Source organism: Agromyces mangrovi (genome assembly GCF_030296695.1).
GTDB classification, from domain to species: Bacteria; Actinomycetota; Actinomycetes; order Actinomycetales; family Microbacteriaceae; genus Agromyces; species Agromyces mangrovi.
This window is the reverse complement of sequence record NZ_AP027737.1, coordinates 1,121,528-1,135,261: the sequence shown is the minus strand read 5'-3', so window position 1 is coordinate 1,135,261 and position 13,734 is coordinate 1,121,528. Positions and strand designations below refer to the sequence as shown.

Genomic DNA, 13,734 nt, shown 5'->3' with positions numbered 1-13,734 from the left:
CTCGCCGTTCGTTGAGCGGGTGGGGTTGCGCTCGTCGCGAGCGCCCGCTAGGTTACCGGTAACCCGATCTGAGTTACCGGTAATCCTCTCGCTCAGAGTTACCGGTAATCCACGGGCCGGACGCACACCCGTCCTGTCCTGTACCTGTTCGACCGACAAGGAAGTTGCACCATGAACAGTCGCTTCACCAAGCTCGGCGGCATCGCCGCCATCGCGCTCGCAGCATCACTCGTGGCGGGTTGCGCGCCCGCATCCGGTGGGGAGTCGTCGTCGGATGACGACGGACCCATCGTCCTCCGCTACTGGTCGTGGGCGCCGAACGTCGCCGCGATCGTGGACGTGTGGAACGAGGCCAACCCCGACATCCAGGTCGAGGTCAACACGTCCACCGGCGCGGCGGACATCGTCGCGAAGCTCTCGGCCGCGAAGGAGGCGGGCACGCTTCCAGACGTCTCGAACACCACGTACGAGAACCTCCCCAACCTGGTCGTGAACGGCGTGGCCGACGACATCACCGACGCGTTCGGCGGGTACGAGGACCAGGTCGCGACCGCAGCCTGGGACCTCACGACCTTCGACGGCGTCAACTACGCGGTCCCGCAGGGCACGAGCCCGATGTTCCTCTTCTACCGGGCCGACATCTTCGAGGAGCTCGGCATCGACGCGCCGACCACGTGGGACGAGTACGCCGAGGCGGCCCGCACGATCCACGACGCCGACGAGTCGAAGTACCTCGCCACCTTCCCCGCGAACGACGCGCAGCTGTTCGCCGCGCTCAGCCAGCAGGCCGGCGCCGAGTGGTGGTCGCTCGACGGCGAGTCGTGGTCGGTCGACATCGACGGCGACGCCTCGAACCAGGTGGCCGACTACTGGCAGGGCCTCGTCGACGAGGGCACGATCGCCACGTTCAAGACATGGACGCCCGAGTGGCAGGCGGCGCTCGCCGACGGCACGCTCGCGAGCTGGATCAGCGCGGTCTGGGCGCCGCCGCTCATCCTGCAGAACGCGCCCGACACCGAGGGCCAGTGGGGCGCAGTGCGACTGCCGCAGTGGAACGAGGGCGACGCCGTCTCGGGCGTGCTCGGCGGCTCCGGCACGATCGTGACGACCGGCACCAAGTACCCGGAGGAGGCACGCGAGTTCGCCATCTGGCTGAACAACTCCGAGGAGGCGCTGCAGGCCTACATCGAGAACGCGAGCATCTGGCCGGCGAACCTCGCCGGGCGCGAGCTGCCCGCGCTGCGGGAGACCACGCCGGCGGCGCTGCGCGAATCCGACCCGTCGTTCTACGACCTCGCCGCGCAGATCGACGAGGAGACCGTCACGGTCACCTGGGGCCCCGACGTCGCACTCGCCTACAGCGCGTTCAACGACGCGTTCAGCACGGCGATCACGGGTGGCGGCAGCTTCCAGGATGCGCTGACCACCGTGCAGGATGCGGTCGTCGACGACATGACCTCGCTCGGGTTCACGGTCGAATGACCTCGCAGACCCAGTCGGTGCGCGGGACCGGGCGCGTGGCGTCCGGCCCCGCGCCCGGGGATGCCTCGGCGGCGAACGTCGCCGCCGAGGCATCCGCCCGCCCCGCCCTTCCACCCGTGCGCCGTCGCCCGCTCCGCCCGCGCCTCGCGCCGTGGCTGTTCGTCGGCCCCGCGCTCGTGCTCGCCGCGGGCCTCCTGCTCGCGCCGCTCGTCTACACGCTGGTCCTGAGCTTCCGCGGCCGCCAGGTCGCCGGCGGCGGCCTGGGCCTCGCGACCGAGGTGTGGGTCGGCCTCGACAACTACGTGCGTTCGCTCACCGACCCGGCGCTCTACGCGTCGTTCGGCCGCATGCTCGTCTACGCACTCATCGCGGTGCCCGTGACGATGGGCCTCGCGCTGCTGTTCGCGCTGCTCCTCGACCACCTCGCGACCCGGTTCCGTCGCTTCTCACGGGTGTCGATCTTCGTCCCCTACGCGGTGCCCGGCGTCATCGCCGCCCTCATGTGGGGGTTCATGTACCTGCCGGGCGTCAGCCCCATCCGCGACGCGTTCGCTGCGGTCGGCCTGCCCGAGCCCGACCTCATGGGGCCCGTCTCGGTCTTCTTCGCCGTGGCGAACGTGACCATCTGGGGGTCGGTCGGCTTCAACATGGTGATCCTCTACACGTCGCTCCGCGGCCTTCCGCAGGAGCTGTACGAGTCGGCCCGGCTCGACGGCTGCAGCGAGCTCCAGCTCGCGCTCCGCATCAAGGTGCCGCTCATCGTGCCGGGCGTCATCCTCACCGGCCTCTTCGCGATCATCGGAGCGCTCCAGGTGTTCAGCGAACCCAACATGATGATGACCCTGACCAATTCGATCACCTCCGACTGGGTGCCGATGATGCTCGTCTACCGCGACGCGTTCGTCACGAACGACCTCTACGGCGGCGCAGCGACGGCGATGATCATCACGTTGGTCACCCTCGTGGCGAGCCTCGGGCTGCTCAAGGTGCTCCAGCGACGCGCGTTCGGGGGCGAGTCGTGAGCGCGCCCGCGGTCACAGGGCGCACGGCCGGCCGTGCGGGCGTTGGTCGCGACGGTCGCCCCACCGACCGCGGCACCCGCCGCGGCGGCATCCTGCCCACCATCGTGCTGCTGGTCGGCACGGCGTACGCGCTGGTGCCCGTGTACTGGCTCGTCGCCGCCTCGACCAAGGGCGCGGGCGAGCTCTTCACCACCTCGACCCTCGTGCCGAGCTTCACGGGCGGGTTCGTCGAGAACCTGACCGCGCTGCTGGCCTTCAACGATGGGGCGTTCCTCGTCTGGAGCGGCAACAGCGTGCTCTACTCGGTGGGCGGAGCGGTCGCGGCGACGATCGTGTCGGCCGCCGCCGGCTACGGCCTCGCGAAGTACGACTTCCCCGGCAAGCAGTTCGTGTTCACGTTCCTGCTGATCGGCGTGCTGATCCCGGGCGTGATCCTCGCCATCCCGCAGTACCTGCTGCTGGCGAAGATCGGCATCGCGGGCAGCTACTGGTCGGTGCTGCTGCCGTGCATGATCAGCCCGTTCTCGATCTACCTCGCGCGCATCTACGCGGCTGCGGTCGTGCCCGACGAGCTGCTCGAGGCAGGCCGTCTCGACGGCGCGAGCGAGTGGCGCCTGTTCCGCTCGGTCGCGATCGTGCCGATGGTGCCGGGGCTCATCACGATCTTCCTGCTGCAGTTCGTCGCCATCTGGAACAACTTCCTGCTGCCGTTCATCATGCTGAGCCGCGAGGAGACCTTCCCGCTCACGGTCGGCTTCTACTCGATGATGAACCAGGGCACCGACCAGCTGAACGTCTACAACCTGGTGATCATCGGATGCCTCATCGCGATCATCCCGCTGATCCTGCTGTTCCTCTTCCTCCAGCGCTACTGGCGCCTCGACCTCGTGAGCGGGGCGGTGAAGGGGTGAGCGAGCGGATGCTGCCGGGCGGCGCGTGGCCCGTCATGCTGACGCCGTTCCACGACGACCGGTCCATCGACTGGGACGGCGTGGACGCCTACGTCGACTGGCTCATCGAGCTCGGCGCGTCGGGGCTGTTCGCCGTCGCGCTCTCGAGCGAGATGTACGACCTGAGCGACGACGAGCAGCTGGCGCTGGCACGCCGGGTCGTCGCCCGTGCAGACGGTCGCGTGCCGGTCGTGGCGTCGGCGGTGGCCTCGGGCGCGCCCGAGCGCCAGGCCGACCGGGTCGCCGAGGTCGCGGCGACGGGCGTCGACGCGGTCGTGCTGATCTCGTCGCTGGTCGTGCCGCCCGAGGCATCCGCCGTGCAGTGGATCGGTGCGGCGACGACCGTGCTCGAGCGCAACCCCGGCGTCGACGTGGGCATCTACGAGTGCCCGCTGCCGGCCAAGCGCCTGCTCGACCTGGACACCGTGGGGTGGCTGGCCTCGACCGGGCGCTGCACCTTCTACAAGGACACGAGCCACGACCTCGACGTCATGGGCGCCCGCATCGAGGCCTCCGCGGGCACCCGGCTGCGGGTGTACAACGCGGCGATCGCGTCGCTGGTGCCGTCGCTGCGGCTCGGCGCCGCGGGTCTCTCGGGCTACGCGGCGAACATCTACCCGGAGCTCGTCGAGTGGCTCTGCCGGCACGCGCTCGAGGACAGCACCGATGTCGCGGCCGTGCAGCGGCTGCTGACCGTCGCGGAGCACGCCGTCAACCTGCGCTACCCCGCGTCGGCGAAGGTGCTGCTCGACGTGTCGTCGCGCCTGACGTTCCGCCAACACAGCCGCTGGAAGCCCGAGCGCATCGGCGACCACGAGCGCGAGCCGCTGCGGCAGCTCGCCGACTACCTCGCCGCGCTCGACCTCGAGCGCGTCGCCGTGCACCCCGCCCGCTGAGGGCGCCGACCTTGGAGAACACCCACGTGCAGTCCCCACCCGCCGGCATCTGGCCGGTCATGCTGACCCCCTACGACGATGGCGATCGCGTCGACCTCGACGTGCTCGACCGCTACACGGACTGGCTCATCGAGCGCGGCGCCGCCGGCCTGTTCCCCGTCGCGCTCTCGGGCGAGATGTACGAGCTGTCGCACGCCGAGCGACTCGAGGTCGCCGCGCGGGTGGTCGCACGCGCCGCCGGACGGGTTCCGGTCTGCGCCGCGGTTGCGGAGCCCGGCTCGCCGGACGAGACCGCGGATCGGGTCGCAGAACTCGCGGCCGTCGGTGTCGACATCGTCGTGCTCGTCGCGTCGGTCGTGCTGGCCGAGCAGGACGACGAGTCGGCACTCCGGACCGTGGTCGACGCGGTGCTGCGAGCGCACCCCGACGTGGTGCTCGGCATCTACGAGTGCCCGCTGCCGTACCACCGGGTGCTCGGCGACGAGACTGTTGCGTGGCTGGCGCACACGGGCCGCTTCGCGTTCTTCAAGGAGACGAGCCACGACGTCGAGCGGATGCGTGCGCGCGTGGCCGGGGCTACCGGCACGCCGATGCGCATCTTCAACGCGGGGATCGAGTCGTTCGCCGAGTCGATCGCCGTGGGGGTCTCGGGTCTTTCCGGGTGGGTGGCGAACGTCTACCCCGACGCCGCGCGCGACGTGTTCGATGCCGCGCACCGTGGTGACGCTGCGCGCGCCGAGTCGCTGCAGGCCTCTCTGGTGGAAGTGGAGGAGCGGATGGGCCCGACGTACCCCGGGTCGGCCAAGCACCTGGTCGAACTCCGGGCGGGCATCGGCATGCGCACGTCGTCGCGGTGGCGGCCCGCTGAGGTCGACGCGACGGAGCTCGCCCGGGTGCGCGAGGCCGCCGAGGCGGAGGTACGCGCCGGGTGAGGTACGCGAATCTGGGGCGGAGCCGCCTCGAGGTGTCGCGCCTGTGCCTCGGCACCATGAACTTCGGGTCGCACGCCGACGCGCGTGCCGCCCACGACGTGCTCGACGCGGCCCTCGACGTCGGCATCACCTACGTCGACACCGCGAACCGCTACGGGCCTCCCGAGCGCCCGCACGCGTCCGAGGAGATCATCGGCGAGTGGCTCGCGGCGGATCCGTCGCGGCGCGACCGGATCGTGCTCGCCACGAAGGTCTTCGAGCGCACCCACCCGGGTCCCAACGGCGGCGGTCTCTCCGCACGACACATCCGGGAGGCCTGCGAGGCGTCGCTGCGGCGCCTGCGCACCGACCACATCGACGTCTACCAGATGCACCATGTGGACCGCGCGGCGCCCTGGCCGGAGGTGTGGGAGGCGTTCGACCTGCTGCGGGCGCAGGGCAAGATCACGTACATCGGCTCGTCGAACTTCGCCGGCTGGCACCTCGCGACGGCGCAGGCGTCGGCCGCGGCACGCGGTGCGCTCGGCATCGTCTCGGAGCAGTCGGTCTACAACCTCGCCCAGCGCACGGTGGAGCTGGAGGTGCTGCCGGCCGCGCGTGAGCTGGGCATCGGCGTGGTGCCGTGGAGCCCGCTCGCCGGAGGACTCCTCGCCGAGTCGGACGCCTCGGGCAGCGGCCGTCGCAGGAGCGCCGAGTTCGCGCAGCGAGCCGCCGCGCATCGCGAGCAGCTCGAGGCGACGCGAGACCTCGCGCGCGAGGCGAGCCTGTCGGTCGCGGTGCTCGCACTCGCCTGGCTGCTCGCGCAGCCGGGGGTGACGTCTACCATCGTCGGACCGCGCAGCCGCTCGCAGCTGGAGGCGCTCGCCGAGGCTGCCGACGTCGACCTCGGACCCGCGGTGCTCGCGCGGCTCGACGAGATCTGGCCCGGTCCGGGACCTGCGCCGGAGGCCTACGCCTGGTAGCTCTTGCGCGCCCGGTGAACGCCCGTTTACCATGGTGAACATGCGTTCACCGATGGCGCCGGAGCCGCACGAACTGTCCACGCGGGCCCGCATCCGAGCGGCCGCGATCGACCGGTTCGCGCGCGACGGCTTCGGGGTCGGGGTGCGGGCGATCGCGGACGACGCGGGCGTCAGCGCGGCATCCGTCATCAAGACCTTCGGGTCGAAGGAAGCCCTGCGCGCCGCGTGCGACGCGTACGTGTTCCGCACCGTGCGGGAGGCGAAGCGCGACGTGCTCGCCGAGCCCGGCGCACCGGGCGCGTTCCTCGGGCAGCTCGCGCGCATCGACGAGTACCGGCCGCTCGTGGGGTACGTGCTGCGCAGCATCCAGGACGGCGGGCCGCACGCCGCCGAGTTCGTCGACCACATGGTCGCCGACGCGCTCGAGTACATCGCCGAGGGCGTCGCCGCGGGCACGATCGTGCCGAGCCGCGACGAGGAGGCGCGAGCCCGCTACCTGATGGGCGCGGTGTTCGGCGCGATCATGCTCGATGGGCTGCGACCGGGCGCAGCGGCGAACCCCGGCGACGGCATGCTCCGCGCCATCGAGCACACCGCGCTGCCGGCGCTCGAGCTCATGACCGAGGGGTTCCTCACCGACCGCGCCCTGCTCGACACGTACCTCGAGTACATGCCCGATCCGCCGGAGGGCGGCGGCGACACCGCCTGACCCTCCCCACCCCCGTAGACCCCACGACCCGATCGAAGGCGATCCCATGACGACGACCACCGGCACCACCACGACACCGCCCCGCACCGACACCACAACCGACCCCGCGATCGAGATCACCGGCCTGCGCAAGCGCTTCGGCCGCACCACGGCGCTCGACGGCCTCGACCTCACGGTCGAACGCGGCGAGGTGCTGGGCCTGCTCGGCCCCAACGGCGCGGGCAAGTCCACGACCATCCGCATCCTGCTCGGGCTGCTGCGCTCCGACGGCGGCGACGTGCGCCTGCTCGGTGGCGACCCCTGGCGCGACGCGGTCGCGCTGCACCGACGGATCGCCTACGTGCCGGGCGACGTCGAGCTCTGGCCGAACCTCACCGGCGGCGAGGCGATCGACGTGCTCGGGCGCCTGCGCGGCGGCATCCACCGCGGCCGGCGCGACGAGCTCTGCGACCGCTTCGACCTCGACCCGGGCAAGAAGGGCCGCACCTACTCGAAGGGCAACCGGCAGAAGGTCGCGCTCATCGCGGCGCTCGCCAGCGACGTCGAGCTGCTGTTGCTCGACGAGCCGACCGCGAGCCTCGACCCGCTCATGGAGGCGGAGTTCCAGGCGTGCATCCGCGACGTGACCGCCGCCGGGCGCACCGTGCTGCTGTCGAGCCACATCCTCGCGCAGGTCGAGGTGCTCGCCGACCGCATCTCGATCATCCGCGAGGGGCGCAACGTCGAGACCGGATCCCTCGCAGAGCTCCGCCACCTCACCCGCACGAGCGTCGCCCTCGAGACGACCGCCGACGCGAGCGCGCTCGCCGCGCTCCCGGGCATCCACCACTTCCGCGTCGACGACGGACTCGTGCGCTTCGACGTCGACGGCGAGGCGATGCCCGGCGTCATCGCGCGCCTCGGCGGCCTCGGGGTGACCGGCCTCACCGCGACCCCGCCGACGCTCGAGCAGCTGCTGCTGCGCCACTACGGCGATCAGGCGACGGATGCCCCTGAGTCGGTCGACTCCGACGGCACCCCCGCCCCGACGAACGCGGAGACCTCGCGATGAGCACCGTCACCGCCCCCGCGCGGCGCGCCTCCGAGGCATCCGCCCCGCTCGACCCACCGCGACCGCTCGCCCGCACCGGTTCGCTGCTGCGGTTCATGCTGCGGCGCGACCGCATCCACTTCTTCGGCTGGACGCTCACGCTGACGGTGATGCTCGTCTACTTCTCGGGCGTGCTGCGGGCGGTGTTCCCGACGCCGGAGGACCTGCAGGCGATCGTCGGGTTCACCGCGAGCCCGGTCGGCGCGCTGCTCGGCGGGCCCGGGTTCGGATACGACGACCTCACGCTCGACCGGTTCCTCGTGAGCCAGTACGGCCTGTACCTCATCACCGCGGCGGGCTTCATGAGCATCGTCACGGTCATGCGGCACACGCGGCACGAGGAGCAGGCCGGTCGCGCCGAGCTCGTGCGGGCGAGCGCGGTCGGCCGGTTCGCGCCGCTCACCGCGGCGCTGCTGGTCGCGGTGCTGATGAACCTGTTCGTCGCGGTGCTGTACGGCGTCGTGCTCACGGCGCAGGGGGCGGATGCGGGTGGATCGTTCCTCTTCGGGGCATCCGTCGCCGCCGCCGGCATCGCGTTCGCCGGCCTCGCCGCGACGACCGCGCAGCTCACCGCATTCTCCCGTGGCGGCACGGGCATCGCGGGCGCGGTGCTCGGCGTCGCGTTCCTGGTGCGCGGCCTCGGCGACATGTCGAGCGCGCAGGGCGGCGACCTCGGTTGGCTGTCGTGGCTGTCGCCGATCGGCTGGTCGCAGCAGACCGCGCCGTTCGTGCTCGACCGGTGGTGGCTGCTCGCCCTGTCGCTCGCGTTCGCCGCGGCGTTCACCGTCGTCGGGTACGTGCTGACCGCGCGTCGCGACCTCGGGTCGGGGCTCGTCGCCGCGCGTCGCGGCAGCCCGGTCGCGGCGGCGTGGCTCGCGAGCCCGTTCGCCCTCGCGTTCCGCCTGCAGCGCGCGGGAATCGTCGGCTGGTCGCTCGCGCTGTTCGTCTCGGCGATCGCGTACGGCAGCTTCGCGCAGCCGCTCGTCGAGGGGTTCGTCGACGCACCGCCCGAGCTGATCGCGATCATGGGCGCCGAGGACGACCTGCTCACCGGCTACCTCGGCCTCATGGGCGTGATGATGGCGTTCTTCGCCACGATCTACGCGATCGGCTCGGTGCAGTCGCTGCGCTCCGAGGAATTCGACGGGCGCGGCGAGGGCGTGCTCGCGGCCGCCGTCGGTCGAGTCGGCTGGATGACGTCGTGGCTCGTCGTGTCGGCGCTCGCCGTGGCGTGGCTGCAATTCCTGTCGGGGGTGGGCCAGGCGATCGGCGCCTTGGCCTCGATCGGCGACTGGTCGCTGTTCGGGGACGTCGTGCTCGGCCACGTCGCCCACGTGCCCGCCGTGTGGGTCGTGCTCGCGGTCGCGGGCCTGCTCTACGGCTGGCTGCCGCGCTGGCTGCTCGCCGTCTGGGCGCTCTTCGGCTACTCGTTCATCGTCGCGATGTTCGGGCCGATCCTCGACCTGCCCGACCTCGCGTACGACGTCTCGCCGTTCGAGCACGTCGGCGAGTACCCCGGCGCCGAGCTGTCTGGAGTCGCGATGCTCGTGCTCACCGGCATCGCGGTGGTGGTCGCGGCGGTGGGCGTGGCCGGGTTCCGCAGGCGCGACCTCGTCACCGACTGACCGGTACATGCGAGTGCGAGCGGATGCCCCGGGGCATCCGCTCGCTCTGTATCTGTCGTGTCGCGCTTCGCGCAACCGGGCCGTCGCGCTACGCGCCGACCAGCTCGCCGTGCTCGGCGGCGTCGGCCGTGCTGGCGACCGGGCGGCGCAGGATCGCGCCGTCGTCGGTGACGACCAGCTCGGGGTCGGCGACGGGGGAGATGAGGTCGTTCGTCATGGTGCGGTCCTTTCGTGGGGTGTGGGCGGGTCGGGCGCGGGCTCGGGGGTTCGGGGTCGAGTCCCGCCGGGCAGGGGGAGAACCGGCGGGAGCGAGACGTGCGCGGGGGAACGGCGCACGTCTCGACACGGCGTATGCAGGGGGTGGCGGGCGCTGGGAACGCCTCGCCGGGCCGGCGTATGCAGGGCGGCGTATGCAGGGGTGGGGGAGTCAGAGGAAGCGCACCGGCGGCCGGGCGCGACAGGCCTCGCTTGGGGGAAGCAGGGCCGATCGCCTCGACGACGCGCCGGTGCGCGACCGGCGTCGGACGCGGCGGAAGGGAGCGCCTCGCCGCCTGCCAAGGGGGATGCAGGCGGGGCGCTACGCCGCGAAGACCCGATCTCGGAAGTGGCGCAGCAGCGCACCCAGAGCGTCGACGTGCGACGCGCTGCGGGTGTGGAGTGCCACGTGATCACTTCCCTCTCTGACCAGGCAGTGGGACTGGGGGAGAGTTCCCGACTGCCTGTGGTCTGACCATACCGAACGATCCTGAGAGCAGGCTGTCAGTTCCGGATGCCTCGGGCGGCATGTGCGCCCGCGTGCGCGCGTCGGCTCAGGGGCATCCGCTCCTCGTCTGTGCCGAGGGAAGTGCGCGAGTCGGGCTCAGCTGCGGTGGAAGAGGTTCGCGATCGCGTGCCAGATGCGCAGGCGCGTGTCGGGCGCGGTGTCGACTGCTCCGGTCGGCTGGTGCACCGGACCGGTGGTGGCGATCGCGCCGCCCCAGGCGCCGTTGGTCCACGGCGAGGTGCCGCGGTGCGTGGGCTCGAACAGGCTGGTCTCTGCGCTCATGACGTCCTCCTCGACGCGGTTCCCCTCTGAGCGGGTACCCTCCATTCTCTCGCGTTTCGGGCGCGCCGGGGTCAGGGCTCGCCCGGCTGTCGCGACGCCGCCCCGAGGCATCCGCTCGGCTATATCTTGCCGGCCTCGCGCTGCTCGACCTCGCGCGCGTAGTCGGGCACCGAGTTCGTCCACTGGCGCGGCGGGCGCTCGTAGCCCTCCGACGGCGGTCGCTCCGGAATCTCGATCTGCCGCTGCGGCACGGGCTCCCACGGCACCTTCTGCAGGATGTGCGCCATCACGTTGATGCGCGACCGGCGCTTGTCGTCGCTCTCGATCTCGTACCAGGGCGCCTCGGCGATGTCGGTGTGCACGAACATGCGGTCCTTCGCGCGCGAGTAGTCCTCCCACTTCGTGATCGACGCGAGGTCGGTGACGCTCAGCTTCCACCGCCGCATCGGGTCGTCGAGGCGCGAGCGGAAGCGCTCCTCCTGCACGACGTCGGAGACGCTGAACCAGTACTTCAGCAGGATGATGCCGTCGTCCACGAGCATCCGCTCGAAGATCGGGGCCTGCTGCAGGAACCGCTGGTACTCCTCGTTCGTGCAGTAGCCCATGACGCGCTCGACGCCGGCGCGGTTGTACCAGGAGCGGTCCATCAGCACGATCTCGCCGGCCGACGGCAGGTGCGGTACGTACCGCTGGAAGTACCAGCGCGTCTTGTCGCGCTCGCTCGGCGCGGGCAGGGCGACGATGCGCGCCTGCCGCGGGTTCAGGTACTCCGAGACACGCTTGATCGCGGACCCCTTGCCGGCCGCATCGCGCCCCTCGAAGATCACGACGACGCGCGCCCCCGACTGCTGCACCCACTTCTGCATCTCGACGAGCTGCGCCTGCAGGTTCTTGAGCTCGCGCTTGTACAGCGCCTTCGGCATCCGCTTGGTCATGGCCCTGCCTTCCTCGTGCCCGAAAGCCTAGGGGGCGGATGCCGCGGAGCGCACGGGTTTCGCACTGGTGGCGCGGGCCGTGTCGACGCGCGGTTCACAGCGGACTCATCGAATTCGCCTCGCGGCCCGGAACGCGACACCCGGCCGTCACGGACGCCCGTGAGCGTGTCTTCGACAGGTGCCTACGAAACCGACTGGAGACACACGATGCCTCGCACCACCCGTTCCAACGTCGCCGTGGCCGCTGCCGCGGCGGCGCTTACCGCGGCGACCTTCGCGGTCGCCGTGCCCGCCGCGACCGCGGCACCCGCGCCGGGCTCGACGCCCGCCGCCGCGACCGAGCTGCTCACGGACCCGTTCCTGCAGGCGCCCACCGAGACCGGCGTGACCGTGGTCTGGTTCACCGAGTTCGCCGGGTCGCAGCACGCCGTGCTGCTGGGCGACGGCGTCGCCGACCTCGAGGGCAAGGCGCTCGCCAAGGCCGTGCACGCGAAGAAGGGCGCCGACGTTCGCTCGGTGCGCGCGACGACCATGCAGCTCAGCCGCACGGCCGAGGACTCGGGGTCGCGCATCCCCGACGAGGTGAAGCCGCTGCCCGAGGACGGCATCGTCGACCGCGCGATCTGGCGGCACGAGGCCGTCGTCGAAGGGCTCGAGCCGGGCGACGAGGTGCCGTACCGCGTCGTGAGTCTGCACGGGCAGCAGCTCGTGGCATCCGCTGCCTTCACCCTGCAGCCGGCGCCCGCCGAGGGGCAGGGCACGAAGATCCTGCTGACCAGCGACCACCAGGCCATGGTCAACACCCCCGCGAACCTGCAGCTCGCCGCCGAGACGATCGGCGACATCGACGGCGTGTTCGTCGCCGGCGACCTGGTGAACATTCCCGACCGGGCGTCGGAGTGGTTCGACGACACCCGCGGCAGCGCGTTCTTCCCGGTGCTGCAGGGCACGGGTGGGCGCGTGTCGACCGGTGGCGTCGAGTACGGCGGTGCGGCGATCATCCAGAACGCGCCGCTGTTCCCCGCGATCGGCAACCACGAGGTGCAGGGTCGCCGCGACGGCGCCACGAGCCTCAATGCGTCATTCAACAATCCGGTGCCCGTCGCGGTCGCCGAGGCCGCGTACGCCGAGGTGGCCGACGAGGTCAACCCGACCGGCGACCCCGAGGTGAAGGCCGCGTGGATCGAGGACAACTCCTTCTCGACCCGCACCTACGAGGAGATCTTCACCCTGCCCGAGAGCGCGTCCGGCGGCGAGACCTACTACGCCACGACGTTCGGCGACGTGCGCCTCGTCTCGCTGTACTCGACCCGCATCTGGCGCGGCACGACGGCGCAGGCCGACCCGGCCGTGCGCACCGCGAACTCCCGCTACCAGGAGGGCGCGCAGAACCTCGACGACCCGTTCGCGCAGGGCTACGGCGAGCACATCTTCGAGGCGATCGACGCGTCGAGCGACCAGTACGCGTGGCTGGCCGACGAGCTCGCGAGCGATGCGTTCCAGGACGCGAAGTACCGCGTGGTGATCCTGCACGAGGGCCCGCAGGGGCTCGGTGACAACGTCATGCCGCAGTTCGCCGATCCGCAGCGGATCGAGGAGACGGATGCCTCGGGCGACGTCGTCGGCGTGCGCTACGAGTACCCGGCGACCGAGAACGAACTGCTCTACGACCTGCAGCCCCTGCTCGAGGATGCCGGCGTCGACCTCGTGCAGAACGGTCACTCGCACCTCTGGAACCGCTTCGTCAGCGACAACGACACGACGAACTGGATCGAGACCTCGAACACCGGCAACAGCTACGGCGCCTACCACCCGCTCTCGGGTCGGTCGCGTCCGGTGCCGCCGGCGCCGTGGGACGCGTCGAACTACTGGGCGCAGGGCAACCCCGGTGGCCTCGACCCGATCGTGCCGACCGTCGACCCGTACCTCGCGGCCGACGGCACCCCGCAGCCGTTCGTGCAGTCGAACGACCTGGCCGTGTTCACGGTGTTCGACACCGCGACCGGTGAGGTGACGAGCTACTCGGCGAACGTGACCGCGGGCGAGGCGCCGAAGGTGATCGACGTGTTCACGATCGGGGGCTGAC

13 protein-coding genes are annotated in these 13,734 nt (G+C 71.3%); 10 read left to right on the top strand and 3 right to left on the bottom strand.

Annotated features, from left to right (window positions below; all coding sequences use genetic code 11):
* The first annotated feature begins 171 nt into the window (after positions 1-171).
* Genes QUE38_RS05370 through QUE38_RS05330 form a run of 9 tightly spaced genes read left to right on the top strand, consistent with a single transcriptional unit; the run spans position 172 to position 9,668 of the window.
* Complete coding sequence (locus tag QUE38_RS05370; RefSeq protein ID WP_286310574.1) at positions 172-1,482, top strand: ABC transporter substrate-binding protein; 1,311 nt, start codon at positions 172-174, stop codon at positions 1,480-1,482.
* Positions 1,479-2,504, top strand: coding sequence for a carbohydrate ABC transporter permease (locus QUE38_RS05365; RefSeq protein WP_286310573.1), 1,026 nt, complete (start codon positions 1,479-1,481; stop codon positions 2,502-2,504). The genes QUE38_RS05370 and QUE38_RS05365 overlap by 4 nt, the downstream gene beginning before the upstream one ends.
* Positions 2,501-3,415, top strand: coding sequence for a carbohydrate ABC transporter permease (locus tag QUE38_RS05360; RefSeq protein ID WP_286310572.1), 915 nt, complete (start codon positions 2,501-2,503; stop codon positions 3,413-3,415). Before QUE38_RS05365 ends, QUE38_RS05360 begins: the two co-directional genes overlap by 4 nt.
* Entirely contained in the window at positions 3,412-4,350 is a 939-nt protein-coding gene (locus QUE38_RS05355) for a dihydrodipicolinate synthase family protein (RefSeq protein WP_286310571.1), read from the top strand. The genes QUE38_RS05360 and QUE38_RS05355 overlap by 4 nt, the downstream gene beginning before the upstream one ends.
* A gap of 26 nt (positions 4,351-4,376) precedes the next feature.
* The gene (locus QUE38_RS05350) at positions 4,377-5,282 is read left to right on the top strand and encodes a dihydrodipicolinate synthase family protein (protein ID WP_286310570.1); all 906 of its coding nucleotides are present in this window, start codon (positions 4,377-4,379) and stop codon (positions 5,280-5,282) included.
* Positions 5,279-6,244, top strand: coding sequence for an aldo/keto reductase (locus QUE38_RS05345; protein ID WP_286310569.1), 966 nt, complete (start codon positions 5,279-5,281; stop codon positions 6,242-6,244). The genes QUE38_RS05350 and QUE38_RS05345 overlap by 4 nt, the downstream gene beginning before the upstream one ends.
* 40 nt (positions 6,245-6,284) lie before the next feature.
* Positions 6,285-6,953 (top strand): TetR/AcrR family transcriptional regulator, encoded by a 669-nt coding sequence (locus tag QUE38_RS05340; RefSeq protein WP_286310568.1) that lies wholly within the window; start codon positions 6,285-6,287, stop codon positions 6,951-6,953.
* Positions 6,954-6,999: 46 nt separating this feature from the next.
* The gene (locus tag QUE38_RS05335; protein ID WP_286310567.1) at positions 7,000-8,004 is read left to right on the top strand and encodes an ABC transporter ATP-binding protein; all 1,005 of its coding nucleotides are present in this window, start codon (positions 7,000-7,002) and stop codon (positions 8,002-8,004) included.
* Entirely contained in the window at positions 8,001-9,668 is a 1,668-nt protein-coding gene (locus QUE38_RS05330; RefSeq protein ID WP_286310566.1) for an ABC transporter permease, read from the top strand. Before QUE38_RS05335 ends, QUE38_RS05330 begins: the two co-directional genes overlap by 4 nt.
* 88 nt (positions 9,669-9,756) lie before the next feature.
* Here QUE38_RS05330 and QUE38_RS05325 read toward each other — a convergent pair whose 3' ends face one another.
* The 3 genes from QUE38_RS05325 to ppk2 form a co-directional block, all read right to left on the bottom strand.
* A complete protein-coding gene (locus QUE38_RS05325) occupies positions 9,757-9,885 on the bottom strand; it encodes a hypothetical protein (protein WP_286310565.1) in 129 nt (42 codons plus the stop codon).
* Between the two features lie 642 nt (positions 9,886-10,527).
* Positions 10,528-10,713: a hypothetical protein gene (locus QUE38_RS05320; RefSeq protein WP_281884454.1), complete on the bottom strand. Its 186-nt coding sequence runs from the start codon at positions 10,711-10,713 to the stop codon at positions 10,528-10,530.
* A 119-nt stretch (positions 10,714-10,832) separates the two neighbouring features.
* On the bottom strand, positions 10,833-11,648 hold the full coding sequence (gene ppk2 / locus QUE38_RS05315; RefSeq protein ID WP_286310564.1) for a polyphosphate kinase 2: 816 nt from the start codon (positions 11,646-11,648) through the stop codon (positions 10,833-10,835).
* Between the two features lie 207 nt (positions 11,649-11,855).
* Here ppk2 and QUE38_RS05310 point away from each other — a divergent pair, with 207 nt between their 5' ends.
* A complete protein-coding gene (locus QUE38_RS05310) occupies positions 11,856-13,733 on the top strand; it encodes a metallophosphoesterase (protein ID WP_286310563.1) in 1,878 nt (625 codons plus the stop codon).
* Position 13,734 lies beyond the last annotated feature (1 nt).